This is a genomic window from Microcoleus sp. MOSTC5 (assembly GCF_036701825.1).
Taxonomy (GTDB): domain Bacteria; phylum Cyanobacteriota; class Cyanobacteriia; order Cyanobacteriales; family Microcoleaceae; genus Microcoleus; species Microcoleus asticus.
Genome location: NZ_JAUBRK010000027.1, coordinates 55539 through 82349, shown reverse-complemented (window position 1 = coordinate 82349; position 26811 = coordinate 55539). Strand labels below are relative to the sequence as shown.

The 26811-nt window shown below is 44.7% G+C and carries 30 protein-coding genes; 8 read left to right on the top strand and 22 right to left on the bottom strand.

Going from position 1 to position 26811, the window contains the following annotated elements; genetic code table 11:
* From QUA54_RS16770 to QUA54_RS34480, 5 genes are all read right to left on the bottom strand, one after another.
* On the bottom strand, positions 1–2673 hold the full coding sequence (locus QUA54_RS16770; protein ID WP_333415506.1) for a protein-arginine deiminase family protein: 2673 nt from the start codon (positions 2671–2673) through the stop codon (positions 1–3).
* Positions 2674–2774: 101 nt separating this feature from the next.
* Positions 2775–3116 carry a DUF5615 family PIN-like protein gene (locus QUA54_RS16765; RefSeq protein ID WP_333415505.1) on the bottom strand — a complete coding sequence of 114 codons (342 nt, stop codon included), beginning with the start codon at positions 3114–3116 and terminating at the stop codon, positions 2775–2777.
* Positions 3117–3119: 3 nt separating this feature from the next.
* Complete coding sequence (locus QUA54_RS16760) at positions 3120–3446, bottom strand: DUF433 domain-containing protein (protein WP_333136494.1); 327 nt, start codon at positions 3444–3446, stop codon at positions 3120–3122.
* 11 nt (positions 3447–3457) lie between these two features.
* Complete coding sequence (locus QUA54_RS16755; RefSeq protein WP_333415504.1) at positions 3458–3778, bottom strand: DUF433 domain-containing protein; 321 nt, start codon at positions 3776–3778, stop codon at positions 3458–3460.
* 169 nt (positions 3779–3947) lie between these two features.
* Positions 3948–4058 carry a DUF433 domain-containing protein gene (locus QUA54_RS34480; RefSeq protein ID WP_445301561.1) on the bottom strand — a complete coding sequence of 37 codons (111 nt, stop codon included), beginning with the start codon at positions 4056–4058 and terminating at the stop codon, positions 3948–3950.
* 137 nt (positions 4059–4195) lie between these two features.
* Between QUA54_RS34480 and QUA54_RS16750 the strand changes: the two genes are divergently transcribed.
* Positions 4196–4927, top strand: a complete 732-nt coding sequence (locus tag QUA54_RS16750; RefSeq protein WP_333415503.1) for a GUN4 domain-containing protein — start codon at positions 4196–4198, stop codon at positions 4925–4927.
* 188 nt (positions 4928–5115) lie between these two features.
* Here QUA54_RS16750 and QUA54_RS16745 read toward each other — a convergent pair whose 3' ends face one another.
* The 3 genes from QUA54_RS16745 to QUA54_RS16735 all read right to left on the bottom strand — a co-directional run bounded on the left by QUA54_RS16745 (position 5116) and on the right by QUA54_RS16735 (position 8154).
* On the bottom strand, positions 5116–6525 hold the full coding sequence (locus tag QUA54_RS16745) for an NAD(P)(+) transhydrogenase (Re/Si-specific) subunit beta (RefSeq protein ID WP_333415502.1): 1410 nt from the start codon (positions 6523–6525) through the stop codon (positions 5116–5118).
* Positions 6522–6815: an NAD(P) transhydrogenase subunit alpha gene (locus tag QUA54_RS16740; protein ID WP_006633295.1), complete on the bottom strand. Its 294-nt coding sequence runs from the start codon at positions 6813–6815 to the stop codon at positions 6522–6524. Before QUA54_RS16740 ends, QUA54_RS16745 begins: the two co-directional genes overlap by 4 nt.
* 187 nt (positions 6816–7002) lie before the next feature.
* A complete protein-coding gene (locus tag QUA54_RS16735; RefSeq protein WP_333190785.1) occupies positions 7003–8154 on the bottom strand; it encodes a Re/Si-specific NAD(P)(+) transhydrogenase subunit alpha in 1152 nt (383 codons plus the stop codon).
* Positions 8155–8733: 579 nt separating this feature from the next.
* Here QUA54_RS16735 and QUA54_RS16730 point away from each other — a divergent pair.
* The 3 genes from QUA54_RS16730 to QUA54_RS16720 all read left to right on the top strand — a co-directional run bounded on the left by QUA54_RS16730 (position 8734) and on the right by QUA54_RS16720 (position 12669).
* A complete protein-coding gene (locus QUA54_RS16730) occupies positions 8734–9246 on the top strand; it encodes a DUF2808 domain-containing protein (RefSeq protein WP_172192134.1) in 513 nt (170 codons plus the stop codon).
* 394 nt (positions 9247–9640) lie between these two features.
* Positions 9641–10912, top strand: coding sequence for an MFS transporter (locus QUA54_RS16725; protein ID WP_333190787.1), 1272 nt, complete (start codon positions 9641–9643; stop codon positions 10910–10912).
* Between the two features lie 176 nt (positions 10913–11088).
* Complete coding sequence (locus tag QUA54_RS16720) at positions 11089–12669, top strand: DHA2 family efflux MFS transporter permease subunit (RefSeq protein ID WP_333415501.1); 1581 nt, start codon at positions 11089–11091, stop codon at positions 12667–12669.
* Between the two features lie 53 nt (positions 12670–12722).
* Here QUA54_RS16720 and QUA54_RS16715 read toward each other — a convergent pair whose 3' ends face one another.
* The 3 genes from QUA54_RS16715 to QUA54_RS16705 form a co-directional block, all read right to left on the bottom strand.
* Positions 12723–13490 carry an ATP-binding cassette domain-containing protein gene (locus tag QUA54_RS16715; RefSeq protein ID WP_333415500.1) on the bottom strand — a complete coding sequence of 256 codons (768 nt, stop codon included), beginning with the start codon at positions 13488–13490 and terminating at the stop codon, positions 12723–12725.
* 158 nt (positions 13491–13648) lie between these two features.
* Complete coding sequence (glyQ, locus tag QUA54_RS16710) at positions 13649–14527, bottom strand: glycine--tRNA ligase subunit alpha (protein ID WP_242720870.1); 879 nt, start codon at positions 14525–14527, stop codon at positions 13649–13651.
* 308 nt (positions 14528–14835) lie between these two features.
* On the bottom strand, positions 14836–16350 hold the full coding sequence (locus tag QUA54_RS16705; RefSeq protein WP_333415499.1) for a hypothetical protein: 1515 nt from the start codon (positions 16348–16350) through the stop codon (positions 14836–14838).
* A 109-nt stretch (positions 16351–16459) separates the two neighbouring features.
* On the opposite strand from QUA54_RS16705, the gene QUA54_RS16700 reads away from it, so the two are divergent.
* Positions 16460–16816, top strand: a complete 357-nt coding sequence (locus QUA54_RS16700) for a response regulator (RefSeq protein WP_333415522.1) — start codon at positions 16460–16462, stop codon at positions 16814–16816.
* Here the strand turns inward: QUA54_RS16700 and QUA54_RS16695 are convergent.
* Positions 16811–17137, bottom strand: a complete 327-nt coding sequence (locus QUA54_RS16695; protein ID WP_333415498.1) for an XRE family transcriptional regulator — start codon at positions 17135–17137, stop codon at positions 16811–16813. The two genes, QUA54_RS16700 and QUA54_RS16695, sit on opposite strands and share 6 nt — an antisense overlap.
* On the bottom strand, positions 17134–17481 hold the full coding sequence (locus tag QUA54_RS16690; RefSeq protein WP_333415497.1) for a type II toxin-antitoxin system RelE/ParE family toxin: 348 nt from the start codon (positions 17479–17481) through the stop codon (positions 17134–17136). The genes QUA54_RS16695 and QUA54_RS16690 overlap by 4 nt, the downstream gene beginning before the upstream one ends.
* A 122-nt stretch (positions 17482–17603) precedes the next feature.
* Between QUA54_RS16690 and QUA54_RS16685 the strand changes: the two genes are divergently transcribed.
* The gene (locus QUA54_RS16685; protein ID WP_333415496.1) at positions 17604–17828 is read left to right on the top strand and encodes a hypothetical protein; all 225 of its coding nucleotides are present in this window, start codon (positions 17604–17606) and stop codon (positions 17826–17828) included.
* A 78-nt stretch (positions 17829–17906) separates the two neighbouring features.
* Here QUA54_RS16685 and QUA54_RS16680 read toward each other — a convergent pair whose 3' ends face one another.
* The 8 genes from QUA54_RS16680 to QUA54_RS16645 all read right to left on the bottom strand — a co-directional run bounded on the left by QUA54_RS16680 (position 17907) and on the right by QUA54_RS16645 (position 24280).
* On the bottom strand, positions 17907–18194 hold the full coding sequence (locus QUA54_RS16680; protein ID WP_333190795.1) for an NfeD family protein: 288 nt from the start codon (positions 18192–18194) through the stop codon (positions 17907–17909).
* A gap of 113 nt (positions 18195–18307) precedes the next feature.
* A complete protein-coding gene (locus QUA54_RS16675; protein WP_333101688.1) occupies positions 18308–18595 on the bottom strand; it encodes an NfeD family protein in 288 nt (95 codons plus the stop codon).
* Positions 18596–19527: 932 nt separating this feature from the next.
* On the bottom strand, positions 19528–19998 hold the full coding sequence (locus QUA54_RS16670; protein ID WP_333415495.1) for a GNAT family N-acetyltransferase: 471 nt from the start codon (positions 19996–19998) through the stop codon (positions 19528–19530).
* Positions 19995–20510, bottom strand: coding sequence for a cupin domain-containing protein (locus tag QUA54_RS16665; RefSeq protein WP_333415494.1), 516 nt, complete (start codon positions 20508–20510; stop codon positions 19995–19997). The genes QUA54_RS16670 and QUA54_RS16665 overlap by 4 nt, the downstream gene beginning before the upstream one ends.
* Positions 20511–20519: 9 nt before the next feature.
* Entirely contained in the window at positions 20520–21161 is a 642-nt protein-coding gene (locus tag QUA54_RS16660) for a type I restriction endonuclease (RefSeq protein ID WP_333415493.1), read from the bottom strand.
* A 43-nt stretch (positions 21162–21204) separates the two neighbouring features.
* Positions 21205–22254, bottom strand: coding sequence for a DUF1611 domain-containing protein (locus tag QUA54_RS16655; RefSeq protein ID WP_333415492.1), 1050 nt, complete (start codon positions 22252–22254; stop codon positions 21205–21207).
* Positions 22255–22359: 105 nt separating this feature from the next.
* Entirely contained in the window at positions 22360–23169 is an 810-nt protein-coding gene (locus QUA54_RS16650; protein ID WP_333415491.1) for a Uma2 family endonuclease, read from the bottom strand.
* Between the two features lie 31 nt (positions 23170–23200).
* Positions 23201–24280 (bottom strand): dipeptide epimerase, encoded by a 1080-nt coding sequence (locus QUA54_RS16645; protein WP_333415490.1) that lies wholly within the window; start codon positions 24278–24280, stop codon positions 23201–23203.
* Positions 24281–24401: 121 nt separating this feature from the next.
* Between QUA54_RS16645 and QUA54_RS16640 the strand changes: the two genes are divergently transcribed.
* Entirely contained in the window at positions 24402–25115 is a 714-nt protein-coding gene (locus QUA54_RS16640; protein WP_333415489.1) for a hypothetical protein, read from the top strand.
* A gap of 48 nt (positions 25116–25163) precedes the next feature.
* Positions 25164–25610, top strand: coding sequence for an NADAR domain-containing protein (locus QUA54_RS16635; RefSeq protein ID WP_333415488.1), 447 nt, complete (start codon positions 25164–25166; stop codon positions 25608–25610).
* Between the two features lie 454 nt (positions 25611–26064).
* Here the strand turns inward: QUA54_RS16635 and QUA54_RS16630 are convergent, their stop codons facing one another.
* Positions 26065–26769, bottom strand: coding sequence for a hypothetical protein (locus QUA54_RS16630; protein ID WP_333415487.1), 705 nt, complete (start codon positions 26767–26769; stop codon positions 26065–26067).
* Positions 26770–26811: the final 42 nt, after the last annotated feature.

The window sequence follows — 26811 nt, the reverse complement described above, 5'->3', positions numbered from 1 at the left end:
TTAGTAATTATTAGGCAAAGACTGCCAAAAAGGCCGCTCTTCTGGCTTCCTCACAGTATTCGTCGCCGACTGCACGTTTCCTTTCAATTCTTGATAATACCTGTCATCCAGAAAACTAACGCTGACGCCAGCAGGAAGCAGCAGTTGGCGCAATCTTTCCTGAGTGTAATCTACACTCTCAATCATTGGCCCGCGCGGATTTGAAACTAACAACTTGCCGTTAACTGGCACCGAATTGACCATATTTGGCCACCAAGCATAACCGCTGTAGCCAAACATCACCGGAACTTGAATAATTTGGTCGTCTCCGAGTAAAAACTCTCTTTTCAACTTCTCTATAATCGGATTAAGTTTCTGATTTTGCAAATAGAGATTGTGTTGAATTAAAGCACGGTTTTTTAAGGCGGCGCTGACAGTTGTTTGAGTGCTCAAACCGCGATTGATCGTCACATCGCCGTAACCTCTTCCCTCCAATTCTTCCAACAGCTTAACTCCGGCTTCGGGGCTGGCGATCGCCATTACATATTGTCCGGGAGTTTGAGTGGGAATAAAATTGATAATTTCATCTACTTGGCGAGTCAGAAGCCAAGAAGTATCAATATCCACTGGCGGCCCTTGAATTCTCTGAGCTTGAATAAAATCAAGTACCTCTGGATTAAAACTAGCATTTCCCGAATTCCCGTAATAAACTCGACCCATTGGGTGTCCGGGAATCGGCGGTGTCACCTGCAAATTGCCGTATCCGTCAGACCACTGACTTACAGGGTCTAAAGAACGAGGATTGCCAATTTTAACTACTTTCAAATCCCGGTCTTGAGTTGATTTAACAGGCGGGTTTTTCTCGGGCTCGCTATTGCTTTTTAGGGCTACATTAAACAGGCGTATATCCGATTTTTCTGGCAATTGAACGTAGCCGTTTTTCTGGGTATCTTGCATCCAAGTGCGATCGCCCTGGAGAATTTTTACTTGAGCGCCAGTGGGTTCTACTGCTTGTTTTAGTTGCGAGATAAATTCGCTGTTTACCGAGCCTCTGTCGCTGACTTGAACTTCGGTTACTGGTGCTGTATTTGGCGCTATCATCCAAGGACTAACGCCCATTTGGATTGTTGTGGAGGCGATTTCTTGACCGTTGTTTTGGGCAGTTGCTTTGAGATTAACAGTGCCGTTCCAATTGCGATCGGCAAATTGTTTTGCTTCCACACCTAAAACAATATTCGTGCTGAAAACTAGAGGTTTAGCACCGGATATATCTACAGGTTGCCACCCGTCGCCCGTCTTCTGGAAAACGCTGATGTGAGGGCTGGCAATGCTGTCAGCAGTGATAAATAATTGAGAGGTTTTGAAGTTTTCAGACAGTGTTAAGTTAACTTGAGAAAGCATTGCTGCACGGCGGGGAGCGCTAACTTTGGTTTGTTGCCAAGTCGGTATCTTGCCGCGATCGTTATTGCGATCGTTAAATAAAATTAGCGCGCCGTTGGACAAAGACCATTGTTCTTTTCCGGCTTCGTCTTGCTCGTTGATTTGGCCATCTCTGTTCGTATCTCCCGCAAAGAAAAAGTTCGACGGGGACGCTGCGGGCGTAACTGGGGCGATCGTTGGTGTTGCAGTTGATTCAGGAGTTGGTTGAGAAGTTGCTTGCTGATTTCTCTCTAGTTCTTGCTTCTCAAGTTCTTGTCTGGCTAATTCTTGCCTTTGTAGTTCTTGCTTCTCAAGTTCTTGTCTAGCTAGTTCTTGCCTTTGTAGTTCTTGCTTCTCAAGTTCTTGTCTGGCTAATTCTTGCCTTTGTAGTTCTTGCCTTTCTAATTCTTTTCTAGCTAATTCTTGTTTTTCTAGTTCTTGCCTTTCTAATTCTTTTCTAGCTAATTCTTGCTTTTCTAGTTCTTGTCTGGCTAATTCTTGCCTTTGAAACTCTTGTCTTTCTAGTTCTTGTCTGGCTAATTCTTGCCTTTGAAATTCTTGTCTTTCTAGTTCTTTGCGAGCTATATCTTTTTTCTCTTGCTCTTTTATCTCTATTTCTCGACGAGCAAATTCTTTTTTCTCTTGCTCTTTTCTGGCTCGCTCTCTTATCTCTTCTTCCTCTGCTCTAACTTTCTCAACAGAACGTGCAACTTGCATTTCATAGGTAGCGACACTGAGGTTTCCTTGGTATTCGATGGTTTTGTCGATCGCCCGATCGGCCAAAAAAGAATCGTGAGGAATGAGTCGCAGGGTATTGATAGCCAACTGCCACAGCCGCTGGGACTGTTCCCAGGTAGCAGAAGAAGGATTAGAAGTGCGTCCAATTAAGACTGCTTGGGCGGCTAATTTAGCAGCATCGTCCCAATTATATTTGGCTCTTTCTTCTATTTGAATCTGACTTTGAACATTTTGGAGTTGCTGCGTCAGAGTTTGGGATTGCTGGCGGTGGATTGCTGATTTCCAAAGTTCTGCAGGAAACGGGGCGCTGTCGGAAGTTTTGGCAAGGTTATCTAATTGTACTTGGAGCCGATCGCGCAATTTGTAGAGTTCGGAAAGGGATTGCGGAGTTTCGCCGTCTGGCTGTCGCCCAGAGAGTGCGAGTTGGTAGTTTAGGGAAGGTTGAGCCACTGTTGTGGGGACTGCAACCCAAATAATACCGATGACGACACCGAAACCATTGACGATCGCGATCGCAATATATCGAACCCAGCGCATATAGTTTATCCTCAGACACGCCAATAATTTTACCTAATCTTGGGAGCAATGGGGGATTTAATTGTAAGGTTGTGAGGTCGGGAAGGGCGAGGGGCTTTTTTTCAGCTTTGGGGACGTATTACCCGAATCAATTTGCCAGTCAATGTTTCTTCAGCAAAAATAGCTTCATCAATACGTGATGCCAACCTTCCCCAGTTGCGATCGTTAGTGCAGGTAATAATACCAGAATGATTAGGTTGGATGCGATGCAGTCGGATGAAATCTTGCCGATTGAGTGTTAACACCGAGCGAGAATCACTCGTTGCAAATTCTAACACTTGATCGTCAGGAATTTTAAGTCCAGCATTTCCTGCTTCTTGAACAGTTAAAACATCGTGACCGAGAGTTCGCAGAATTCTGACAACAGCTATTGGGTATTGCTCATCTGAATATAAACGCGCCATGTTTTAGGCTTCCTCATTTTCCCGGATTGCCAGTTCAATTTCATCAGGATAGGCATCAGCATAAGCCCAGGTATTTGCCAGATCCGCTGCACTAATAGTGGGATAATTTTCTAGCAAATCGGCTTCACTATATCCTATACGACGAGCTTCAACCATTACCCAAACAGGGATACGAGTCCCCGCAATACAAGCCCTACCACCACACACGCCGGGAGTTTTTTCTATTCCTTGCCAAGTATTGCTTAAACTTTGGACTAATAGCTGTATTGCCTGAGTTTTTTCAGCGGGAGTTAAGGCAAGTAGTTGTTTTTCTAATTCTTTCAGTGTCATTGTTTGCTATCTCAATCATTTTCTCTAATTGTTTGTTCAATTTCCTCTGGGTAAGCATCGGCATAAGCCCACGCATTTACCAAGTCAGCGGCGGTTAGATCGGGAAATGATTCTAGGATGATAGCATGGGAAGCACCTAAACGTCGATCGCACACCAGTGACCAAACTGGTATGCGAGTATTACCGATACAAGCATCGCCTCCGCACACACCAGGAGTTTTTTTAATACCTAGAGAACCGTTGGTTAAAGTTTGAGTTAGGATGCTGATTAGTTTAGCTTTATCAACCGCATTTAACGTTAAGACTTGAGTTTCTAATTCTTGTATAGTCATAAGTGCGATCGTAGGAATATATTATCTACATTATATAGGACTTACGCATGGGGGCCCAGAAACAGGGTTTTTTTAAGAAAATACTTCGTTGCTGCCCGCAGATTCGGTAAAAAACCCGGTTTCTTTGTCGGAGTGCGTAAGTCCTGTTATGGCAAATTCGTGCCATGTTTTAGCCTTCCTCAATTTCTTTAATCGCTGCTTCAATTTCCTCTGGGTGTGCCTCAGCATAAGCCCAAGCATTCGCTAAATCTGCTGCACTCAAATGGGGATAGCACTTCAAAAGTGATAAACGGCTAACTACGAGCGCAAAAAAAATGGTATACTTTCATGATTAATTTCCTACCAGGAAAACAACACATCCCGGTTGTATAAATTATTCATTTACTCCTTTATTCCCTAAAACAATCAGCCAAATCTATGAAATCTCGCTCTTGCTGGCTAATTTTTACCGTCTTAGGACTCTCGTTAACAAGCTGCATACAGCAGAAGTCATCTCAAAAAAATCAAGCGGCGCTGCACCAAGCAGCGACCAAAGTTGCTGGAGTACAAATTAATACTTTTCAGGGGGGAATCCCTATTAAAACTTATGTTGCAAATCAGTCGGATTTGGTAAGTCAACCCATTGTTAAAGCAAACTATATTAAACTGGAAAAGTTATTGGCTGCTGGGAAGTGGAAAGAAGCAGATGAGGAAACTTATAACAAAATGTTAGAGGTGGGAGGGAAACAACAACAAGGTCACCAAAATAGGGGTGAGCTAATACAGATAAAAGATATCGAAAATTTTTCCTGTCCAGATTTGCGGGCGATGGATCGACTTTGGGTAAAATACAGTAATGGACGGTTTGGCTTTTCCGTGCAGAAGCGCATCTATCAAAATCTGGGTGGCACTAAAGAGTTTAATGGACAAGTCTTGTTAGCTTATTATGAAGCGATCGGCTGGAAACAGAAAGGAGAGAAAGAAAAATGGTTGCTATACTCTCAACTAACTTTCAATAGCAATGCACCTTCAGGCCACCTGCCGGCAGGGTATGGTGCGCCGTATTGTGTGGCGAAGACGGAATGGGAATCGAGGAGGTGCGGGGAGAGGCAGATCGAGATGATGAAACTAAATTTTTTATTCTCTCGTGCAGAGACTTGTAAAGTCTAAATCTATAAAGCCTTAAAATTTTGATTGAGAAAGGATTTTCACATACACCCATCTGAACGTGAATATGTGAACCAAGCTAGCATTGCATAAAATAACGCCAAAACACAACCCCAACAAAAACCCGGTTTCTTGTAGAAACCGGGTTTAATCATCCGCGTTAATCCGCGTTCATCTGCGGTTAAAAAATCCTACAACTGCTTCACCTCAGAAACCAATTTGGCAACCACATCCTTAGCGCTACCAAACAACATCATCGTCTTATCCTTGTAGAACAACTCGTTATCAACACCCGAAAAACCAGCACTCATCCCGCGCTTGATCACGATCGTATGCTTGGCCTTATCAACCTCCAAAATCGGCATCCCGTAAATCGGGCTCGCCGTATCGTGACGCGCCGCCGGATTCACTACATCGTTAGCCCCGATTACCAACGCCACATCCGTCTCGTCAAACTGCGGATTTATATCGTCCATATCGTACAACTGCGGATAAGGCACGTTTGCTTCCGCCAACAGCACATTCATGTGCCCCGGCATCCGCCCAGCCACCGGGTGAATCGCGTATTTCACGTCAACACCCATTTTTTCCAAACCGTCGGCTAACTCGCGCACCGCGTGCTGTGCTTGCGCTACAGCCATTCCGTAACCGGGAATAATTACAACCGATCGCGCATAACCCAACATCATCGCACTTTCTTCGAGATTGATGCTGCGAACAGTTTTGTCAGTAGCACCAGCAGCCCCAGCAGCAGCCCCAGCACTACCGCCACCGCTACCAAACGCGCTAAACAGCACGCTACCCAAGGATCGATTCATCGCCTTGCACATGATTTGCGTCAAAATAATCCCCGACGCGCCCACCAATGCACCAGCGATAATCAGCATATTGTTCATTAAAATGAACCCAGCCACACTCGCCGCAATCCCCGAATAAGAGTTAAGCAGCGACACCACCACCGGCATATCGCCGCCCCCAATCGGTAGCACAAACATGATTCCCAGAATATTGGAAATCGCCACTAAAGCCAGGAATACCGGCACATTTTCGGGATTCGTCAGCATATAACCGCTGCCGGCTAAAAGCGCGATCGCCAGCATGGCATTAAACGGCTGTTGCAGCGGAAACGTCATGGGCGCACCAGGTAGCAATTCTTGCAGTTTCGCAAACGCCACAAGGCTACCAGTGAAAGTAATTCCGCCGATCAGCACACCCAAAAGGATCGTGATTGTCGCGTCTGGAGTTGGCGATTCCGGGATGCTGAGATAGCGCCAGAATTCGCCCACAGCAACGAGTGCAGAAGCCGCGCCCCCGAAACCGTTAAGCAAACCCACCATCTGTGGCATATCCGTCATCGCCACGGTATTCGCCATAATCGTTCCCAAAATGGAACCGACGATAATTCCGACAGCAATCAATTCGTAGCTGACTACTTGCTTTTCCAGCAACGTACCGACGATCGCAATTAACATCCCGATCGCAGCTAACACATTCCCTTGACGGGCGGTTGCAGGGGAACCCAACTGTTTCAAACCGACAATAAATAAAGATGCGGCAACTAAATAACCTAGTTGAATGCCACTGGGCAGAAAATCGCTCACGCTTTAACCTCTTTTTTCTTGAACATTTGCAGCATTCGATCGGTTACTAAGAAACCGCCAACAACGTTAATTGTGGCCAGGGCGATCGCGATCGTCCCCAAAATCGAAGTAACAGTCACATTGCCTTGACCAGAAATCAGAATTGCACCTAAAACCGCAATTCCAGAAATCGCATTCGATCCCGACATCAAAGGTGTGTGCAGCGTCGGCGGGACTTTATTGATTACTTCAAATCCTACAAACGACGCTAGAGTAAACACCACTAAACCTGCAATCAATCCTTCTGCCATAACAATTGGTAATTGGTAATTGGAAATTGGTAATTTGTCATGAATGCTTTCCCAGCCTCCTGGCTGGGAAAGCATTCATGGGAGGCTCTGCCTCCGGTATAGACTGGAGGCAGAGCCTCCTGGAGTACATTACAATGCAGAGCATTGTAACGATAGACATTATGATTTAGGTTCCCTATAATGACTCCTAACTATTGACTGCTGAAGCCTCAGCCGTCAAAGCATCGCGAACTCGCTGGTTGCTAATCTCACCGTCGCGGGCAACGCAAGCACCAGAAATGATATCGTCTTCAAAATCCAAATTGAGTTCTTTATCTTTCACCATCAACTGAAGTAAAGCCGAGATATTCTTCGAGTAAGTTTCGCTAGCGTGTACCGGCATCGACGAGGGCACATTAATCGGGCCGATGACATTAACGCCGTTCCATTCAACATCTTTCCCCGCTTCAGAACATTCGCAATTGCCGCCTTGTTCGGCCGCGAGGTCAACAATTACCGATCCGGGCTTCATTTGAGAAACCATTTCTCTAGTAACTAAAATAGGTGCTTTTCTGCCGGGAACTTGAGCGGTTGTAATCACTGCATCGGAAGCGCTGACGTGTTGGGTGAGCACTTGGCGGGTGTATTCTGTGGCTGCTTCTGATAGCTCTTTAGCATAACCTCCGGCGGCGACGGTTTCTTCCTTGAGTTCGACATCAAGGAATTTAGCGCCCAAACTTTGCACTTGTTCTTTTGTTTCCGGGCGGATGTCGAAGGCTTCGACTACCGCACCCAAACGGCGCGCCGTGGCGATCGCCTGCAAGCCAGCAACGCCCACGCCCATTACCAAGACTTTCGCGGGGCGAATCGTACCCGCCGCCGTTGTCAGCATTGGGAAATATTTCGGCAAAGCTGCGGCTGCGATCAGTACGGCTTTGTAACCGGCGACGTTAGCCTGAGATGACAGCGCATCCATGCTTTGAGCTCTGCTGGTGCGCGGGATCATTTCCATGCTGAATGCCGTTACTTTGCGATCGGCTAAACGCTGCACTAAAGCTGGATCTCCCAGAGGATTCAAAAATCCGATGAAAACGCCTCCTTCCCGGAGTTGATGAACTTCTGATTCTTGCAGCGCCCCGATTTTCACGACGACATCGGCTTCGCCCCACAGCTTAGCGGTATCGGCGACAACTTGAGCTCCCGCTTCTTCGTAAGCAAGATCCGAGAAAAAGGATTTTGCCCCCGCGCCGGCTTCCAGCCAAACTTCGACGCCTTGTTTTACCAATCGGGCCACAGCGTCGGGTACTAAAGCCACCCGGCGTTCGCCTGCTTCTATTTCTTTTGCGATCGCTAATTTCATGAACTCTCCTTATTTAAGCCTTCCCAGGGCGGTTGAAACCGCTCCTACACAGACAAAACCTGCCTCCGCAGGTTTCTTGAATTGCGATTTTTCACCGCCAGATGCGTTGCTTTACATTTGAGCCGCCGTTGCCCTAAACTTCTCTCGTTGATAGTAAAGCCGATCGCCCAAATTCGAGCCGTATCTTTAACTTATCTTATACATTCAAATTCGCTAAATTGTTAAGTTTGCAACCGATTATGATATAATATTCTGTCTGCTAGTTCTGTAGTTTGAATGTCAGTTATCAGTATTACGCAAAAAATAATTGACGATCGAGCAATTAGTTCCGAGGTTCCCAGATTCAGCGTTTCGCAGACTTAGGATGGAGGCACAGAAAAGCCTCGGGTTCTAACCAGCCCCCTGATTCATTCTCAAAGCAGACGGAAGTAAATCTAAAATCTAAAATCTAAAATCTAAAATCTAAAATCGGATCGCCCTCATCAAATTGCTGAGACATTCGATATATTGTAGGCACGATCGCAAATTTCGGGCGATCGATATTTAAGGTTCACCAAGAGTTTAATTAGAGGAGTTGTTATGCGACGATTATTTTCAGCACTAGCGGTTACAGGTTGCTTGCTGACTGGGTTGCCCGCCATCAGTTTAGCCCAGTCCATGCCAGGATTCACGATTTTCGGCGGCCCCGAGCGCGCCAACCAATTAAACTATCGTTTGGATTACGGCAAAGCGGGGATGAGCGGCGATAGATATCGGCTGCGAATTCCTTCCAAAAAAGTAAGTCTGGCGATCGCCCAACTCAACATATCCTATCCAGACTACTACAAAGGCGAATTCGACCAAAAAGACATTAAAGTGCGCGTCAAAGACAAAACAATCCAATTGCAAGAAGTAATCTGGGACAAAGAAAATCGTTTCATAGAAATTTATCCCGCAGAACCAATTGCTGCCGGCAACAATGTTGAGGTTGTACTCTCCAACGTCAGAAACCCATCTCCGGGCGGAATGTACCATTTCAACGTCCGCATCCGCACCCCTGGGGACGTTCCCTTGCTGCGTTACCTCGGTACTTGGCTGTTGAGCATTGATTAGAAGCAGCGCGATCGGGTTGCGATCGTAAAATGCTCGTTTCCTGGTTTTGGAGAACCGAAAAATAGAACCTTCGGCTCATATAGCAATCCTAAACGCTCGGTAAAATGAGTTTAGGGACAATCCCGCCGTGCCATTTGTGTCAACTTAAGATTGAAACCCATAATAAATGTCGCTTGTAGTCGAGTCTATATCTCCCTAAATCCCCCTTAAGAAGGAGGACGAAATATCGCAATCTTATTCCCCCCTTATTAAGAGGGGCTAGGGGTATCTCGCAGTTCGATACAAACAAGAGAAACAGAGGGTTTTAGTCTTAATTTGACACCAAGGGCGCGGGGAAACTACCCCCTAAAAAATATTGACAAATCCCATAGGATTGCTCTAGCCGTACTCTTGCATGAATCTACTAGCAAAAATCAAAACAATAAAACTTCCTCCAGCGCTGCGATCGAGAAATTATCGCCTGTTTTTTGCAGGACAAAGCATCTCACTGATTGGCAATTGGATGACGCAAGTCGCTACTGTTTGGCTTGTCTACAATTTGAGCGATTCACCTTGGATGCTCGGCGTGGTGGGATTTACAAGTCAAATCCCCACATTAATTTTACTGCCTTTTGCAGGAGTTTTAATCGATCGCTGGAACCGCCACCGAGTCATAATTGCCACTCAAATATTAGCGATGGTTCAATCCTTAGCGCTAGCATTTTTAGCGCTAACAGGAGTCGTTAACATTTGGCAGATCGTCGTACTGAGTTTCTTTCAAGGTGCAATTAATGCCTTTGACGCGCCGGCACGGCAAGCTTTTGTGCCCGAACTCGTGGAAAAGAAAGAAGATTTAGCAAATGCGATCGCCATTAATGCTTCGATGTTCAACGCAGCCAGACTAATCGGCCCAGCAATGGCAGGTTTGCTGATAGCTACAGTCGGCGCAAGTTATTGCTTTCTCATTGACGGACTCAGCTACATTGCTGTAATTGCAGGCTTATTAGCGATGCAGATCAAAGCCCGTAAAATTGCAGCAACTAATACCAAACCCTTACAAAGATTAAAAGAAGGATTCGTTTATGCCTTCGGGTTTCCCCCGATTCGAGCAATTTTACTGCTATTATCATTAGTCAGTTTGGCCGGAATGTCGCACACAGTTTTAGTGCCAATTTTTGCCACCAAACTCCTGCACGGCGACGCCCAAACTCTGGGCTTTTTGATGGCTGCTTCGGGAGTCGGAGCCTTTACGGGAGCGATTTATTTGATTTCGCGCAAAAGTATAATTGGTCTCGGCAAGTGGATTGCGATTTCACCGGCAATTATGGGATTCGGACTGATAGGTTTTGGTTTGTCCCGCGTCTTGTGGCTGTCATTAATCATGATGTTGTTCGTTGGCTTTGGTTTCATTATCCAATTTGCCGGAGGAAACACATTTTTGCAAACAATTGTGGAAGACGACAAACGCGGAAGAGTGATGAGCATATACACGATGGCATTTTTTGGAGTGACACCCTTTGGGAATTTAGTTGCCGGGGGATTGGCAAATTATATCGGCGCTCCCTATACAGTCATCATTGGAGGTATAATTTGTATTTTAGGCTCGGTAGTTTTTACCAAACAGTTGCCAGCTTTAAAAAACATAATCCGACCACTGTATCAAAAAATGGGTTTAATTTCGCAGTAGGGATTTAGCGTCAAATCACAAATGCCAACATTAAACAAGATTCCCAAAGCTAATATCTGACTGTATCTCTAGCAATCCTCAACAATTTGTAAACTTCTCTCTTCTATTTCTCTGCGCCCTCTGGGCCCTCTGCGGTTAAAACATCCAAATTAATTACGCAACCAGAGGTTAAACCAATGGCAAATACAAGTGCAATTCCACAGCAAAGCGACGATCGCGTTCCCTTAAAAACCTGGATCGGCGTCATGGCAACAATGATCGGCGCTTTCATGGCGGTTTTGGACATCCAAATCACCAACGCTTCTCTGAAAGATATTCAAGCAGCTTTAGGCGCAACTTTAGAAGAAGGTTCTTGGATTTCCACCTCTTATCTAGTCGCAGAAATAGTCGTAATTCCGCTGACGGGTTGGCTATCGCAGGTGTTTTCAGTCCGCCGCTACATCTTGGTAAATGCCGCTTTCTTTGTATTCTTTTCCATGTGCTGCGCTTGGGCGTGGGATTTGACTTCAATGATTGTTTTTCGAGGTTTCCAGGGATTGACTGGTGGGATTTTAATTCCGATGGCTTTTACGTTTTTGCTAACAAATTTGCCGCCCAAAAAGCAACCAGTCGGCATGGCGATGTTTGCCCTGACAGCTACTTTTGCACCATCCATCGGGCCGACATTGGGAGGCTGGCTGACGGAGAATTACGGCTGGCAATATGTCTTTTATTTAAATTTGCTTCCGGGGCTGCTGCTGCTAACAGGTGTGTGGTATGCCGTCGCCCCGACGCCGATGCGGCTCGAACTGCTAAAAGGGGGCGACTGGTGGGGAATTCTATCAATGGCGATCGGCCTGGGTTCCCTGCAAGTTGTGTTAGAAGAAGGCAGCCGCAAAGACTGGTTTAGTTCTGATTTGGTTTTGCGTTTAAGCATAGTTTCTGCCATATTTATCAGCGCTTTTTTCTGGATTGAACTAACTAGAAAAAAACCGTTTATTAACCTACGATTATTGAGTCGCCGCAATTTCGCTTTAGCAACTGTTGTGAATGTTTCTTTGGGGGTGGGATTGTACGGTTCGGTGTTCATTTTGCCCCTGTATTTAGGTCAGATTCAGCAGTACAATGCCATGCAAATTGGCGAGGTGATTATGTGGGGTGGCGTGCCGCAGTTATTCCTCGTGCCGATGGTGCCGAAATTGATGCAGCGAATCGATATACGGGTGATGATTGGCATCGGTGTGAGTTTGTTTGCGGTGAGTTGTTTTATGAATGCCAGCATGACTCACGAGACGGGCATCGATCAGTTGCGTTGGTCGCAATTAGTGCGAGCAATGGGACAGCCTTTGATTATGGTGCCGCTGTCAACAATTGCCACTGCTGGTATGGAGAAACACGAGGCAGGTTCTGCTTCGGGTTTGTTTAATATGATGCGAAATATGGGAGGTTCGATGGGGATTGCGGCCCTAGGAACTTTGGTGACGATGCGCGAGCAATTTCACTCGAATCGATTAGGGGAATCTGTTTCTTTGTACAATCAGGCAACGCAGGAGAGAATAAATCAAATGACTCAGTATTTTGTGAGTCGCGGTGCTGATGCAAGTGTGGCGCATAACCAAGCAATTCAGGCAATTGATAATCTTGTGCGCCGCGAAGCTTATGTCATGGCTTTTAATGATTGTTTTTACTTTGTGGGAATTGCTTTGTTGTTCAGTGGGATTGCTATTTTGGGTTTTAAAAAGGTGAAACCGGGTGCTGGTGGTGGGGGCGCTCATTGATTATGTTTTGGGGTGGCAGTTGGTAGGGTAGACATTGCGAACCCTACTAATGTTCACCATTCTTGTTGGGCTTCTGCTTCTGCTTGGATTAAATTTTGCCGCAGTTGCACCCAATTTATTTGATGGGAGGGCGAGTCTTCGATGAGCTTTCCGCGCTGTAAATGCAGAATTCGCGTGCTAAATTGCTCGGCTAATTCTAATTGATGGTTTACCATGACAATGGTGGTTTGGCCGTTTGTTAGCTGTATCAATACTTGCAGAAGGTGGGCGGCTTTTCCTGCGTCTAGGGCGGATGTTGGTTCGTCTAAAAGCAAGATTTTTGGTTGTAGGATGATGCCGCGGGCGATCGCCACGAGCTGTTTTTGGCCTGTGGAAAGCTGGAATTCGCTGCGATCGAGCCATTCTTGGGGTATGTGCAGTTGTTCGATCGCCCCGCTAATTCTCTCAGCAATGTTTGATGAAGTCACGCCCCGCAGCTTTAAAGGATAAGCCAATGCTTCTCGCACTGACATTCCCAAAAGCTTGGATTCTTGCAGGATGAGGGTGATTTGTTTGCGGAGTTCGATCGCAGGTATTTGGCGATATTCTGTATTTTCCAGATAAATCGAGCCGCTGGTGGGAGTGCTGAGCCGGTTTAGCAACCGCAACAGCGTTGTTTTGCCGGCACCTGAAGGGCCAACAATTGCCACGCGAGATCCCTTGTGTACCTGAAATGATATATTTTCCAACAAATGACTTGAGGCGATCGGTGTTTTTAAACTAACATTATCAATTCGCAGTTGAGGATTTGTTTCTGTATTATTTTCAGAATAATTAGGCATTTAATTAATTAAAAATATGGCTTTCGTGGAACGGGCAAGATGCCCGTTCTTGAAGCAGGCAATCTGCCCGCCCCCCAATCCAACTCACTCTTTGTGGAACGGGCATCTTGCCCGTTCTTAAGGCAGGCAAGATGCCCGCCCCACAATCCAACTCAAACTCAAACTTTTACAGCTTTTTCTAAAGGAAAACCCAGCTTTTCGCGCTGTTCCAAATAAAGCTGAGCAACTCGCCGCGCCAAATTGCGGATTTTGGTGATATACCGAGTTCTTTCAGTTACCGAAATCACACCTCTAGCGTCGAGTAAATTGAAAGTGTGAGAACATTTTAACACATAATCAAGACTCGGCAAAACCAATCCTTTTTTTGTCAATTGTTCGGCTTCTTGCTCGTACAATCCAAATAGAGTAAACAGCAATTCTGGATTGGAAGCTTCAAAGTTATAAGTACACTGTTCTATTTCTCCTTGCAGGTGAACGTCACCGTAAGTGATGCCATCTTTCCACTGAATTTTCGTCATCGCATCGACTTCTTGGAGATACATTGCTAGGCGTTCTAGTCCGTAGGTAATTTCAATGGAGACGGGGCGACAGTCAATGCTTCCACACTGTTGAAAATAGGTAAATTGGGTAATTTCCATGCCATCGAGCCAGACTTCCCAGCCGACGCCCCAAGCTCCGAGAGTGGGCGATTCCCAGTTGTCTTCTACGAAGCGAATGTCGTGGTCTTCTGGGCGAATTCCTAATGCTCTGAGGGAGTCTAAATAGATGTCTTGGATGTTGGGAGGAGAGGGTTTAATTAAAACTTGATATTGATAGTAATGTTGGAAGCGATTGGGATTTTCGCCGTAGCGTCCGTCGGTGGGGCGGCGACAGGGTTCGATGTAGGCGACTGACCAAGGTTCGGGGCCGATTGCTCTGAGAAAGGTGTGGGGATTCATGGTTCCTGCACCTTTTTCTGTGTCGTAGGATTGGGCGATCAGGCAGCCTCGATCGCTCCAGAATTTGTTTAAGGTGGCAATGACTGATTGAAAGTTCACTGGTTTAAATATGGTTAGCGAGTGTCTAAGCTTATTTAAGCATACTCAAGGCAGGGTTGATTGAAATAAACCCTGCCGAAATTAGATAAGAGATGCTGAACGTATCGCTGGATATTTAAGTTCTTTTTTCAGGTATATTCTATCGTTCGAGTTATTGCGATCGATAATAGCAATGTTTTCTAGATCGATACTCGCATTGCGATCGGGCGCGTTGAGTCACTAACTGACGCAAAGTGGCTGATACATAACTCATGCTGCTGTCTGTAAGCGTTTGTAGGCATGAGCTTTGGCTAAGCGCACCCAATGTTCTAAGAGCAAATATCGATCGAGTTCGACTCTGTGTTATCCTCAGAGGCAATAAAAGGAAAAGACCTGCAAATCAATCCGTGTTTACTTCGTCCCAATGGATCATCTATCTCAATTTTTATAGACTCCATATAATTACCCTGATACCCCAGAATTGCCAGAAATACCCGCACAACTAGGTTTGACAACTTGCGAAGTTCAAGAGCTACATCCACTCCACCAAATCCTTCATGAACAATCTTGTCTCTTATTGTTATGAACTCTAATTCTGGAAATAAGTCTTCATATGGCACACTATAAGTCTTAAACATTTCCTTGAGGCTAGTTCGTAAATTTCCTATCTGATTGTAGGAACCACTAGCAAAAGACTTTTCAACTTTAAGCGCAAAAATATTATATTTTTTAAGATCATCTTGGTTATTAATACCTTGCGGGAAGTCCGATACAACCTTTAAAATCTGGTGTCTGATTTGTCGGTAAATATTCGTAGGAAGAAGGCTCTTACTAGCATTGATCGAATGTTTTTTGTTTAAGGATTCTAAAACCGTACATAAAAGTAAGAAATTTACTGCAGCCATAGGGCTAACAAATGTATCAATGTACCAGCTTAAGGCTAAACCTACACCTTTATCGCTGAAGGTTTCCTCTGTCAAATTTTTAGCACACTGCTGCATAAATTGATATAAATGAGGTGATTGTATAACAGCTATTCCCCTTGCTTCACTACGTAGTTTTCTCCCTGACCAGTATTCACTTTTTATCTGAAAATGCTCATACCTCACACCCTTGATGCTATATATTTTATCAACGCAATGCCCCGATGCAAGTGAAAGAAGTGATATGAGCCAAGCACAATAATTATCATAGGAATCTTGTTCATTTTCACGAATATTTCTGAGTGTCATCTCTGCGCTTAAGATACCACTTGTATTTGTGCTTTCTCTAGTTGAAACGGACTCAATACACATTTCAGCTTCAAGGTTTCCAATTTGAGCTGACAAATTGTGTATAACTTCTATATTTGCAAGACCATACACAATTTCTTGGGTTCCTCCCTCTTCTAAGGAATCTAAATTGTAATCAATGTCCAAGTCCCTAAGTCTAACTATAGATTTACCCTCTTGCTCCATATTTTCATAGTTGTCAACCCCCAAGGTGACTTGAAAGCTGGCATCAGCAATAATCGCCTTTATTTTCCATCCCTCAACAGTTTTGCCTTCAATCTCGTAATCACCCTCATATGCTTGTTGAACTATCTCTCTTTCAAGTCCATCGAGTTCCCAGAATTGCAGAATATCTGGTTGCTCTCCGAGCACAGCTTTCAACTGATAAATGGGTTCAGATTCAATAAATTTTTTGTGATTAATGTGTTGATTTACTTGGGAGTTAATTTCAATCAAAATATTGCCGTTTACATAGCAATATATATTAGCGTCATTAATTTCTATCGGCTGAGTATCTTCTTCGTGAAACTTCTTAAATAACCCTGAAAAAGTAAACTGCTTCTTAAGTTCCATACTGGGGTCTCTAGAGAGTAAATAATCCTGTTTAAATTATGAGGTTGATTCAGCAGGTTGTCTGCTGCAATACCACACAGCCTAACAATTCAAATGCAGCGTAGCACAAATTAAGAAAAAACGCTTCGATTTAGTGCTGCTGGATGCAATCATGCCATATCTAGATGGATATGAAATGACGGCACAAGTGCGTCAGAATCAGAAGTTATCTTTTATGCCTATTGTGCTGATGACAGATTGCGATAGTCCCAGCTTAGTTTATAGGCTAGATTGTGTCGCAGATGATTTTATTTGCAAGCCGATTAAACGGAAATATCTGCTGGCGAAGATTCGGGCGTTGTTGCGGTTGAAGTCTGCGATTGATGAAGGCGATCGCCCTAGCCGCGCACGCTTGCGCGATCGCATTTACGAAGGTGCGGATACAATCACGAACGACATTACCATCCGCTTTCATCAACCCCTATAGCGATATCGCAATTTCAGCAGATTGATTTGCCCCATTACGAGGGCGAAGATGTAAGGTAATTTCCGTATCAAGTCGCTTGAGGAAAAGCAGTAGTTTTCCCTCGCTGAACCGTTGAAACTCTCCGTTCATTAAATGAGAGACTTCTGGTTGTGGAATGCCCAGTAATTCGCTCATTTCACGCTGTTCCAAGTTGCGCTGTTTCAACAGACGAAGTACCTGAATTCCGATTTTACCGCGCGCAAAAAGTTCGTCAGCATCTGCCAATCCAAGGTCAGCAAATACATTACCGCTGCTTTCTTCAAAAATGGTTTCTTCTGTCATAATTGTTCCTCCCTCGCTAGTGCGTCTTGATAGCGTTTTTTAATTAAGTCAACATCAGCCTGTGGGGTTTTTATCCCTTGCTTTGATTTCTTCTGAAAAGCGTGCAACACATAGATTTTGTCACCAATCTTGACAGCATAAACCGCCCTGTAAGTATCCGTATCGTAACGTTTGACGATTTCATACACACCGCTTTCCACCCCTTTAAAGGGCTTGGCTGACAAAGGTGTTTCCCCAGCTTGCACCAGTTGTAGCGCATAACCTACCGCTTTTTGTACCTCTTCAGGAAACTCGCGGATATTTTTGCGAGAGTCTCCCATCCAAACAAGAGGTCGTAAAGGCACTTCTATAGTATCTTTGTTATCGACAATTTTATACGAAATTTCCTGTAAAAACCAAGTTTGACAATAGCATAAAATATTGCCCAACCTAAAAATCGATTTCTGCCATAATCGGTTTTTGTGTCATGGTTGTTCCTCTCTTGGCACGGTTCGCTAAGGCATCAGAAAAAGCAGCAGTCACCCGAGAAAATAGCGAATCTCAACTCCGCGATCGCCTCAACAAACAAGCTCTCAAAAATGCCATTTTATTGGAGCGCGATCTGCCATATTTCTACTGGCAAATAAACAGAGGCAGATATTGCTGTCTTGCGTCAGGTGTTGAGTGGAAGCGATCGCCAAATTGCCACTAAAAAACAGAATAGTCAGAACCCCGACTTATTCAAGAAGTCGGGGTTCTGACAGTCAAAAAGTTGAGATTACTTTCTAGTTTAGTCTGCGGGAGCGAGGGAAACTAACAGAGTGATGTTGTCAACGCCGATGACATAAACCGTGTCTCCCGGTGTCAGGGTGATTTGGCGATCGCACCGTGCGGGCCACCAGCTACCTTGGAAGCGGACGCGACCTGTTTGATTCGGGTAAATCGATTCATCAACGACTGCTTCTTCGTTGAAATAGTTAAAATTGGTGTTGATGTAGTTATCCATTAATAGATTGTTTCCTGTGCTGTAGGTGTGAGGAGAAAAAATTGAACCGAAAGCTTTTACTACGTTAAACATTTTCCTGACTCCTTTTGTGTTAATATATATCGAAGTTTAATCGCCTATTTCAAGCTATTTGAAAAGTAGCATTTCCTGGTTGGGATTGATTACCAGGTCGTTCATGCTCTGATTTAGTCTGCGGGAGCGAGGGAAACTAACAGAGTGATGTTGTCAACCCCGATGACATAAACCGTGTCTCCCGGTGTGAGGGTAATTTGGCGATCGCACCGTGCGGGCCACCAGCTACCTTGGAAGCGGACGCGACCTGTTTGATTCGGGTAAATCGATTCATCGACGACTGCTTCTTCGTTGAAATAGTTAAAATTGGTGTTGACGTAATTTTTGATTAACATATTATTGGCTGTGCTGTATCCTTGGGTGGAGAAAATCGAGCCGAAAGCTTTTACTACGTTGAACATGATATTTACTCCTGGTGTGTTAAAATATATGGATGTGTAATTGTGTGTTGATGCTATTTGAAAGGCTGCATTTCCTCGGTTGAGATTGATTGATTACCTGATATTTCATTGTTCTTGCCTTCCGTGGTTTTATCAGGATAAAAGGCAAAGAATTTTTGAAATGTTGAGGGGATTTGAGAAGCGGTTGCGGGGAGTCTAAATCCAGTAATTCCGAGGTATTGAATTAAGGATTTAGTGGTTGAGCAGTTGGTGGGATTTGCCTCAAGGGTAGATGTTGTTAGCTACATTAGAGATTGTCTGATTCCGCATTACTGCTGCTGCGAAAATGTTTTATTTTTGGGTTGAATTTTTGCGTTTAGTTTTTTGATTGGGTTGTGACTCACTTGCTTTACACTTACTAATTTGCCAGGAGTCGAATATCTTTGGGGCGATCGCCAGTCCACTTTCCGAGTCTGGTACTGGCACATGACACTTTTCCACCTGCCAGCAACGATTTTCCAAAGGTTTTTGCCTACATATCGCGCTTGTAGCTGTGCCAATTTAGCCTACTGGACTACCGCGAACGGTGAATTATGAACTTACGCATTCTCGATCGCCCAATCCGGAATATCCATAAATATCTAGTCTGTAACTTATGCACCAAAGCCCTAAAAACCCGGTTTGTGACAACGGGTGCGCCATTAGGGGCCCGTAAGCGGATCTGTGATACAAGCAAGTAAAGTTGGGCACTAACCCGCCCTCCCCATGCGATGTTGATTTTTACCTACCTATTTAGGAATAGAAAATAGGCGATCGAGATTGACGCAGATATCACGAGGCGGTAGAAGTTTTTGATCGATGGAGGTCGATCGCACCCTGTTATCCAATTATTGAACAGGTCGAACTTAAAATCCATTCATAAATTCAGAATCTTAAATTCATAAAAGTCATAATTATAGACAACCTGCTTGATACTGCATAATTGTTACAGGAATTCTGAATAAAGTTTTAGCTAATTGAGACAAACCGAACTTGAATTTAAGCGACTGCGGCAATTCTTGTACGGAAACTTCTACGAAGCCAAAGCGAGTATAAAATGATGCGAGTCGCTTTCCCAAACATTCTAAATATAGCGGTTCTGTAGCTTGTTGAATTAAATATTTTGTGAGGTAGCTTCCCAAACCTCGATCGCGCCAATCTTTCGCCACCACCAAACTGCCCAATTCTTGCGCGCCCGCAAAGTTCCGCAACTGTCCGCAAGCCACCAATTTTCCACCGCATTCTATCACCCAGAATTGCTGCCAGCGCAACTGAGTTGGATCGAGTTTGGCGCTCCAAACTAACTTTCTAATTGATTTGATATCTCGATCTGAGGCTGGACGGAGGACGCATTGTGGCGGCAACGAAAAAGAACTTTCATTCATGATGATTCCTGTTGGCTGTCTCGTTTGGCTTGGGCTTTCAACATCCTTTCTTTTAACCGTGCATTTCTCTCGGCAATTTCGGGATTTCCCTCATACCAAGGCGGAACATCGTCATAATCGGGAATTCCATCATCTATCAAATAGCGCGCGTTGGGTTGCTTGGGATAACCTGCGGTCAATCCTCCAGTACAGATCGCAAATAAAGCTGTATTGTCAGCAGCTTTTAATGCTCTCTTTGCAGCGGGAGAAACTCTCACAATATCGCCGCCCTCAAGTGTCAATAGTTCCCCATCTACAACCATCAAGCCCTTGCCTTCAACTACAATATAAACTTCTTCTTGTTCTGCGTGGCTGTGAGTAAAGGTGTAGCCCTCGCCAGCCGGCAAGCGAATCAAACCTAAAGCTACTCCTTGCAGATTTAGCTGTCGCCAAGGGTTGGTGAGTTGGGGCAAATTCTTAAAGTCAAAGTGAGCTTTACTGAATTTATTGTTATTTTCAGAATCTAGTTCCATATTTTGTATTCAAGTTGAAGTGCTGTAATTGGAAATTATACCAGCTAATCGCTTCAAAATGCGAAAGACTTCGTAAAGTTCATTTCCGGGATTCGCAATATCGAAAAGTTTAGAGACGGCATACTGCGGTGTGTCTCGTTTGGCCATTTTGATAAATCGAAAGCTGCTACCATTTGTCAGAAACCCAAATGTTACTGGTTCGGAGCTGGGGTCATTCAGCATATAAAATAGTAACTGAGGAAGCCCAGCTTCAACGGAATATTGACAGCGTTTGGCTTCGATCGCAACTACCCAAAAAGATTTCAGCAATAGCAGGACATCGATGCTACCCCTGACAATTGTACCTTCATCTTCAATAGTCAGTTCTACTGATTTTTCTGCCTCTATGTGAAAGGGAGTCAAGTAGAAATCTGCTAAAAATAGCAAGGGAGCCAGTACCACCATTTTTACGGTATCTTCCAGCATCGCGTACTTGACACTGTTGATATAACCTGCTTTTACGTTGTCGAGCGCTCGCTTTTTGTCATCGCTAATTTCCGGTAAATCGTCAATCCACTCCCGGAAGAATTGCTCGTTTTCACAAAGTTTAAAATTAAATTTTGTTTCGACATCTAGCAGGGTCAGTGTTTTTGCTTGAATGCTTTGTATCATAGTTTTATCTAGTTATTTATTAGTTGGTGTTGATTCTAGCATATCAACTGTCGATCGCCTCCCACAGAACCTCCGCGCCAAACCTTACGGCATCGGTACAAGGCAACCCCGTTTCTGCTTGAACTTCAGCTATTGCTAACAGCGCATCTGCCTCATTTAAGTGATGAGTGTTGAGGGCGATCGCGCTCACTTTTCCCCCTGCAAAAGCACCCGCAGCAGCGGCAACTATTTCGTACAATTCAACCACTTTTGATAATTTGGGAATCGATACGTGCGGGTGATGGCGAATGTTAGTTTGTCCGGCTCGGTGCGCTAAAATTAAGTGAGTTGGCTGCGCACCCCGCAACAGCGGCAGAGTCGCCGTCGAACCCGGATGCAATAGCGAACCTTGCCCTTCTACGTGCAGAATATCGCATTCAGAACCCAATTCGATCGCCATTTGTTCGACAGCACCAGCGGCGAAATCAACTCGCACTGCATCTAAAGGAATGCCTTCATTTCCAATCATTAAACCCGTTTGTCCGGTTGCCAAAAATTTGGAACGCAAACCCCGCCGCAAGCAAGTGCGATTGAGTTCCAGACTGGTTGACATTTTGCCAACGCTCATATCTGTGCCGACGGTTAACACGCGGCGACAACTTAATTGAGCGGCGGCGGCAGAGGCGATCGCCCCTATAGTTTCCGGTTCCTGACGCACGTCCCAAATCCATTGATTTTCGGTTAACGGAACTGTTATCAAAGGTGCAAGTTTCGCGTGCAAACCGTTGACAACTGACAAACCTGCTGCTACCGCTTGATTAATTTCTGGCAGCCATTCCGCAGGCAAAACACCGCCGGAAGTAGCGATACCAATTAGCAGAATATCCGGCGCAAATTGCAGTGCTTCTGCAACGGAAACAACTATCGGTACTTGTTGAGGAATGCCCGTTAATTCAGGTAAAGATTGTCCTACACATTGGCGGTCTATTACTGCTACAATTTGTGCTTCGCTGTAGCGCAAAAATGCTAAACCTGTTTTGCCGGAATGGCCGAGAATTCCCTCGTGCAGCAGGATGGCAACTTTGCCATTTTTGAGCGGATAGTTTTTAGTCATTGGTTCACTTTTGAGACGGGCGATTTTAAATTTTAGCTTCAATCTAAAATCTAAAATCTAAAATCTAAAATCTAAAATCGATTGGGTGTTAGCTGTGATTTGGGATTACTCGTTCAAAGCATTCGGATCTTCTCCCAATTCTCGCAATCTGGCCTCTAGTCGCGAGGCTCGCTGGCGTTCCTGTTCCGCTTGCTGTTGAGCGAATTCTGCTTGCTGTTGAGCGGCTTCCGCTTGCTGTTGAGCGGCTTCGGCTTGCTGTTGAGCGGCTTCCTCCGGCAACAAAACTAAATTGCCAGATTCATCGAAAAAACGCACCCAAGTTGCTGTTTCTCGATCGACAATTCCTTCCCAAGTACCCAACCAAAAACCTAACGTTTCGCACCACAGCCAACCCCGCTCGTCGGGCACTAACGGCTGATAACGCAGGGTGGCATCTAAACGCCATCCTTGCAAAGAATTCGGCTCGAAAGGATCGAAAACAAAGTAATCAGGAGTTCTAAAAACCTGCTCGTAAATATCCTTTTTTTTGCCTGTATCCTGATTTGCCGTTGACGGCGACAGCAGTTCCACAATGACATCCGGGTAACGTCCGTTTTCTTCCCAAACTACCCAGCCTTGTCGGGAAGGATTGCTGTCAACACCCAACACAGCGAAAAAATCCGGGCCTCGGAAATCCTGATTCCGAATCTGTTTAGCGCTGTAATAAATAAACATATTGCCACCGACAAAAAAATCGTTCCGGTTAGCTAAACCTTGTTCTACGGAACGGATTAAAACCGTCATTGCTATACGGTGGCGGTTGCTTTCCATTTCTGCACCATCATCAAAAATTAAATCAGTCGGCGGCTTGTGTTCTTCAAAGAAAAGCTTGGCTTCTCTATCAATTTGCTCTCCTATTGATTCCACTGGTATCATACTCTCTCCAGATGTATTTTGAGCGATACTTCTATTCTACAATGTCAATTCGTCGCACTCCCAATCCCGATCGCTCGTTTGGCAGCAAACACCCATTTTCGACGATCGCACCGGTGAAAGGATCGTCTAATAAATTTAAGTGACTGTCCAAATCCAAATAGTCAGCTAGCGGTGAAAGTTGTGCTGCTGCTGTATTTGCGATCGCACTATCTGAATAGCAGCCGAACATTACTTGCAAATTGCAGGCTTTTGCAGTGTGAATCATCCGCATTGCTTCGGTCAATCCGCCTGACTTCATCATTTTGATATTGATGCCGTGGACGCAGTGCGCTAACTTGGGTATATCGGAACTATTAAAGCAACTTTCATCAGCAAAAATTGGCAGGGGCGATTGACGGTACAGTTCTGAGAATTCATCCATATCGGCGACGGGTGAAAGGGGCTGTTCTACATAATTTATATTGTATTTTTCCAGCCAATGACACATTTCGAGCGCGCTGGTCAAACTCCAACCGCCGTTAGCATCTACACTGATTTTAACGTTAGCGGGTGCTTCGTCTAGCACTGCTATTAACATAGCTTTGTCGGCTTCGATTCCTTCGGAATTTCCTAATTTAACCTTAACGGCGCGGTATTTGATTCTTTTTGGATATGTCGCATCTTTGCCAAACCAATCGCGCACTCTTTCTCTTGCACCAGACGGCGAATTAATGCCGATTGTGACGGAGGTGGGGACGGTGCGCGATCGATCTAATCCCCACATTTTCCACAGTGGCAAGCCTGCTTTTTTGCCCAGCCAGTCGTGCATTGCCATGTCTATGCCGGCGCGGGCGGCTGAGGGTAAGTTGACCTCTGCTAATACTTGTTCGATTTTTTGGCGATCGAACGGAGTAAACTTTTCTAGCAGCGGTGCAACTTCCTGCAATACGGCTAGCAGAATTTCGGTAGTTTGGGGCCGAGAACCTGTGGAAAAGGGCGATGCTTCTCCCCAACCTTCGATTCCTTCGTGTGTTAATTTTACCCATAAATTCGTACTTTGGGCTGTTGTACCGCGACTGATGGTAAGGGCAAACCGCTTGCGGACAGTGAAGGTTTCAATTTGAACGTGCATTGTCAGTGATTGGTTATTTTTTGTAGATAAAAATCTGAGGGGGCGGATTGCGCCACTCTTGCGATTTTTTACTTTTTACTTTATAGTTTGATTTTGCTTGTTCTAGTTTATCAAAAACTTGATGAAATTCCTGATTTCTGTTTCGCCGAAGAGAGTTGCTTTCTCTCTTAGCATTTGGGTGCTCTTCTTTTCTATTGCTGGTTGCATCGTACAAGTTCTGCGGTACGGTTTTAACTATCAAGAACGCTGGATTAATTTGTTTAATTTAGACAGAGAAATAAATTATCCTTCGTGGTACTCGTCATTTACTTTGCTGTTTTGCGCGATTTTGCTAGGTATTATTGCTAGTGCTAAGAAGAAGCAGGGCGATCGGTATTTTGGGCACTGGAAAGCGCTGGGGTTCATCTTTGTATTTCTTTCTTTAGATGAAATTTTGAGTTTGCACGAAATATTAATTATTAACGACTTGCGAAAAGCACTGCATTTAGGGGGACTTTTTTACTTCATATGGGTAATTCCGGGGGCGATTTTTGTTGGGGTTATTGGGCAGGCTTATCTGAAGTTTCTCCTGCACCTACCCCGGAAAACAAGGGATTTCTTTTTACTGGCAGGCAGTATATATGTAGGTGGAGCACTTGGCATGGAAATGGTTTGCGGCTATTATGCAGATGCGGTAGGTCAGCGAAACTTGATCTACGGTTTGATGGCTTCTGTTGAGGAAATTTTGGAAATGGTAGGGGTGCTCGTATTCATCTACGCCCTGCTATCTTACATCGGTTCCTATCTTGAAGATATTGATGTGCGCTTGAAGATAGTGGAGAATCAAAAGAAGTAAAGCTGACGATCGACCAAGATTATTAGGGCGGTTGAAATCGGAGACATTATGACTATCTACTTCTACACCACTGGCAGCGAATACGGCTGTTTTTCTAATTTTTCCAGTCATGGATTCGAGTTAGACGGAGAATATTGGCCAACTACTGAGCATTATTTTCAAGCACAAAAGTTTCCCGCAACGGCTGACTGCGACCAAATTCGCCAAGCAAAAACACCGAAAGATGCCGCCAAAATGGGACGCGATCGCTCTCGTCCCCTCCGCAAAGATTGGGAAGAAGTAAAAGATGATATCATGGGAAAAGCTGTACTCCGAAAATTTGAAACTCATGCCGAAATTAAAGAAATTTTACTAGCTACTGGCGATGAAAAAATAGTCGAAAATGCTCCTGGTGATTACTATTGGGGTTGCGGCAAAGATGGCAGCGGCAAAAATAGGTTGGGACAGATTTTAATGGAAGTAAGGGAAATTTTGCGAAAACGCACCTCAGAGTAAAACCGAACTTAAATTTCCCACACTAAAGCAGGACTTATTTAATCCTAAGTCCTGCAAGGCTCCTCAGCGAGCATTTTCTCAATTTTCTTAAACACTGAACTTAAAAATCGGCCTGAGCAACTGTCAAAACCTGTGTCAATCTCGTCAGGCTGTTCTAGTAGAGGGTTTCGCCTCTCCTCAAAGACTGCGAAGCAGGGGAAACGGTAAAAACCCTGCACCACTTTTTTTGTTTTAACAACTACTCTTAACCGGATTTAACTTTTATCGTCGCAAGTACAGCATTCTTAACCACTCGCCTCCCTGACACCGTTCTCCTGAGGTTGGCGACTCACAGGTAAAACAGCAAAACACCTGTTCTGGTTAAAGTTTGTTTTTTATTTATGCTGTATCTTTACTATTGTGTGCGATTTGTGGAAAGTGTTAGCTGTTGTACAGAATTCTTTACAATTTTGATTTATTTGGATACAATCGCGCCGCTCTGCCGCAGTTGCTGTTGAATTAGGTTGAATTCTTTCTGTTCTGCGCTTAGCAAATTATTGTCGATCGGCAATCGCATATCCCACTGCAATTCGGACAATAACAACAAACAGCCGGCCATAATTATTCCTGTGGTTAGATATTGCCAAGGTGCAACTAATGTTAATAGAGGGATGCTAAATAAATGAGTTAGTCCGATCAGGAGAAAAGTGCGCGATCGCAAACCGAGTCCCGTACAAAAATAGCCGATCGCGCTCAACCCCAACCACAAATCGCACAGATGCAGCAGCAAACCTCCCCAACCGGCAAAAATACTGCAATCCGTCACAACCAAACCAGTTATCATCAAAATCGCCCAAGAGTAAAGAATCCAGCTAACTCGCTCGACTCTTACCCAAAACAAAGTCAAAACGGCCATTACCGCAGTGCCAATTAGAGTCAAACTTGACCACAAAATCGCCTGAAAGCTCCAACTGATGGGGACAAACTGAGCGGTGAAAAAAATCCCCGCTGTCACCAAACCCCAAAGCAGAAAAGTTTGGTCGATGCGGGTATAAAGTCCTGAGAAAAGAGTAATATTTCCAATTTGCCAGCGGAGTTGCAACAGGCCTTCGCGGTCTTGTACGTCGAGATGTTCCTGTTTGCAGCGGATTAGGGGTTCGGAGGCGTTGAAAAAGGTCATCCAGTGTTCGGGAAAGTATGAAGTTTTGTGTATTGTAACAAA

Excerpts from the sequence above, each read along its gene's own strand:
- QUA54_RS16720 (WP_333415501.1), top strand. The coding sequence starts at position 11,089 with ATGGCAAATACAAGTGCAATTCCACAGCAAAGCGACGATCGCGTTCCC.
- QUA54_RS16660 (WP_333415493.1), bottom strand. The coding sequence starts at position 21,161 with ATGATACAAAGCATTCAAGCAAAAACACTGACCCTGCTAGATGTCGAA.
- QUA54_RS16725 (WP_333190787.1), top strand. The coding sequence starts at position 9,641 with ATGAATCTACTAGCAAAAATCAAAACAATAAAACTTCCTCCAGCGCTG.
- QUA54_RS16715 (WP_333415500.1), bottom strand. The coding sequence starts at position 13,490 with ATGCCTAATTATTCTGAAAATAATACAGAAACAAATCCTCAACTGCGA.
- QUA54_RS16770 (WP_333415506.1), bottom strand. The coding sequence starts at position 2,673 with ATGCGCTGGGTTCGATATATTGCGATCGCGATCGTCAATGGTTTCGGT.
- QUA54_RS16635 (WP_333415488.1), top strand. The coding sequence starts at position 25,164 with ATGACTATCTACTTCTACACCACTGGCAGCGAATACGGCTGTTTTTCT.
- QUA54_RS16765 (WP_333415505.1), bottom strand. The coding sequence starts at position 3,116 with ATGGCGCGTTTATATTCAGATGAGCAATACCCAATAGCTGTTGTCAGA.
- QUA54_RS16750 (WP_333415503.1), top strand. The coding sequence starts at position 4,196 with ATGAAATCTCGCTCTTGCTGGCTAATTTTTACCGTCTTAGGACTCTCG.
- QUA54_RS16650 (WP_333415491.1), bottom strand. The coding sequence starts at position 23,169 with ATGATACCAGTGGAATCAATAGGAGAGCAAATTGATAGAGAAGCCAAG.
- QUA54_RS16670 (WP_333415495.1), bottom strand. The coding sequence starts at position 19,998 with ATGAATGAAAGTTCTTTTTCGTTGCCGCCACAATGCGTCCTCCGTCCA.
- QUA54_RS16665 (WP_333415494.1), bottom strand. The coding sequence starts at position 20,510 with ATGGAACTAGATTCTGAAAATAACAATAAATTCAGTAAAGCTCACTTT.
- QUA54_RS16760 (WP_333136494.1), bottom strand. The coding sequence starts at position 3,446 with ATGACACTGAAAGAATTAGAAAAACAACTACTTGCCTTAACTCCCGCT.
- QUA54_RS16680 (WP_333190795.1), bottom strand. The coding sequence starts at position 18,194 with ATGTTTAACGTAGTAAAAGCTTTCGGTTCAATTTTTTCTCCTCACACC.
- QUA54_RS16640 (WP_333415489.1), top strand. The coding sequence starts at position 24,402 with ATGAAATTCCTGATTTCTGTTTCGCCGAAGAGAGTTGCTTTCTCTCTT.
- QUA54_RS16675 (WP_333101688.1), bottom strand. The coding sequence starts at position 18,595 with ATGTTCAACGTAGTAAAAGCTTTCGGCTCGATTTTCTCCACCCAAGGA.
- QUA54_RS16730 (WP_172192134.1), top strand. The coding sequence starts at position 8,734 with ATGCGACGATTATTTTCAGCACTAGCGGTTACAGGTTGCTTGCTGACT.
- QUA54_RS16655 (WP_333415492.1), bottom strand. The coding sequence starts at position 22,254 with ATGACTAAAAACTATCCGCTCAAAAATGGCAAAGTTGCCATCCTGCTG.
- QUA54_RS16645 (WP_333415490.1), bottom strand. The coding sequence starts at position 24,280 with ATGCACGTTCAAATTGAAACCTTCACTGTCCGCAAGCGGTTTGCCCTT.
- QUA54_RS16755 (WP_333415504.1), bottom strand. The coding sequence starts at position 3,778 with ATGACTATACAAGAATTAGAAACTCAAGTCTTAACGTTAAATGCGGTT.
- QUA54_RS16630 (WP_333415487.1), bottom strand. The coding sequence starts at position 26,769 with ATGACCTTTTTCAACGCCTCCGAACCCCTAATCCGCTGCAAACAGGAA.
- QUA54_RS16685 (WP_333415496.1), top strand. The coding sequence starts at position 17,604 with ATGGTTGTTCCTCTCTTGGCACGGTTCGCTAAGGCATCAGAAAAAGCA.
- QUA54_RS16695 (WP_333415498.1), bottom strand. The coding sequence starts at position 17,137 with ATGACAGAAGAAACCATTTTTGAAGAAAGCAGCGGTAATGTATTTGCT.
- QUA54_RS16740 (WP_006633295.1), bottom strand. The coding sequence starts at position 6,815 with ATGGCAGAAGGATTGATTGCAGGTTTAGTGGTGTTTACTCTAGCGTCG.
- QUA54_RS16705 (WP_333415499.1), bottom strand. The coding sequence starts at position 16,350 with ATGGAACTTAAGAAGCAGTTTACTTTTTCAGGGTTATTTAAGAAGTTT.
- QUA54_RS16735 (WP_333190785.1), bottom strand. The coding sequence starts at position 8,154 with ATGAAATTAGCGATCGCAAAAGAAATAGAAGCAGGCGAACGCCGGGTG.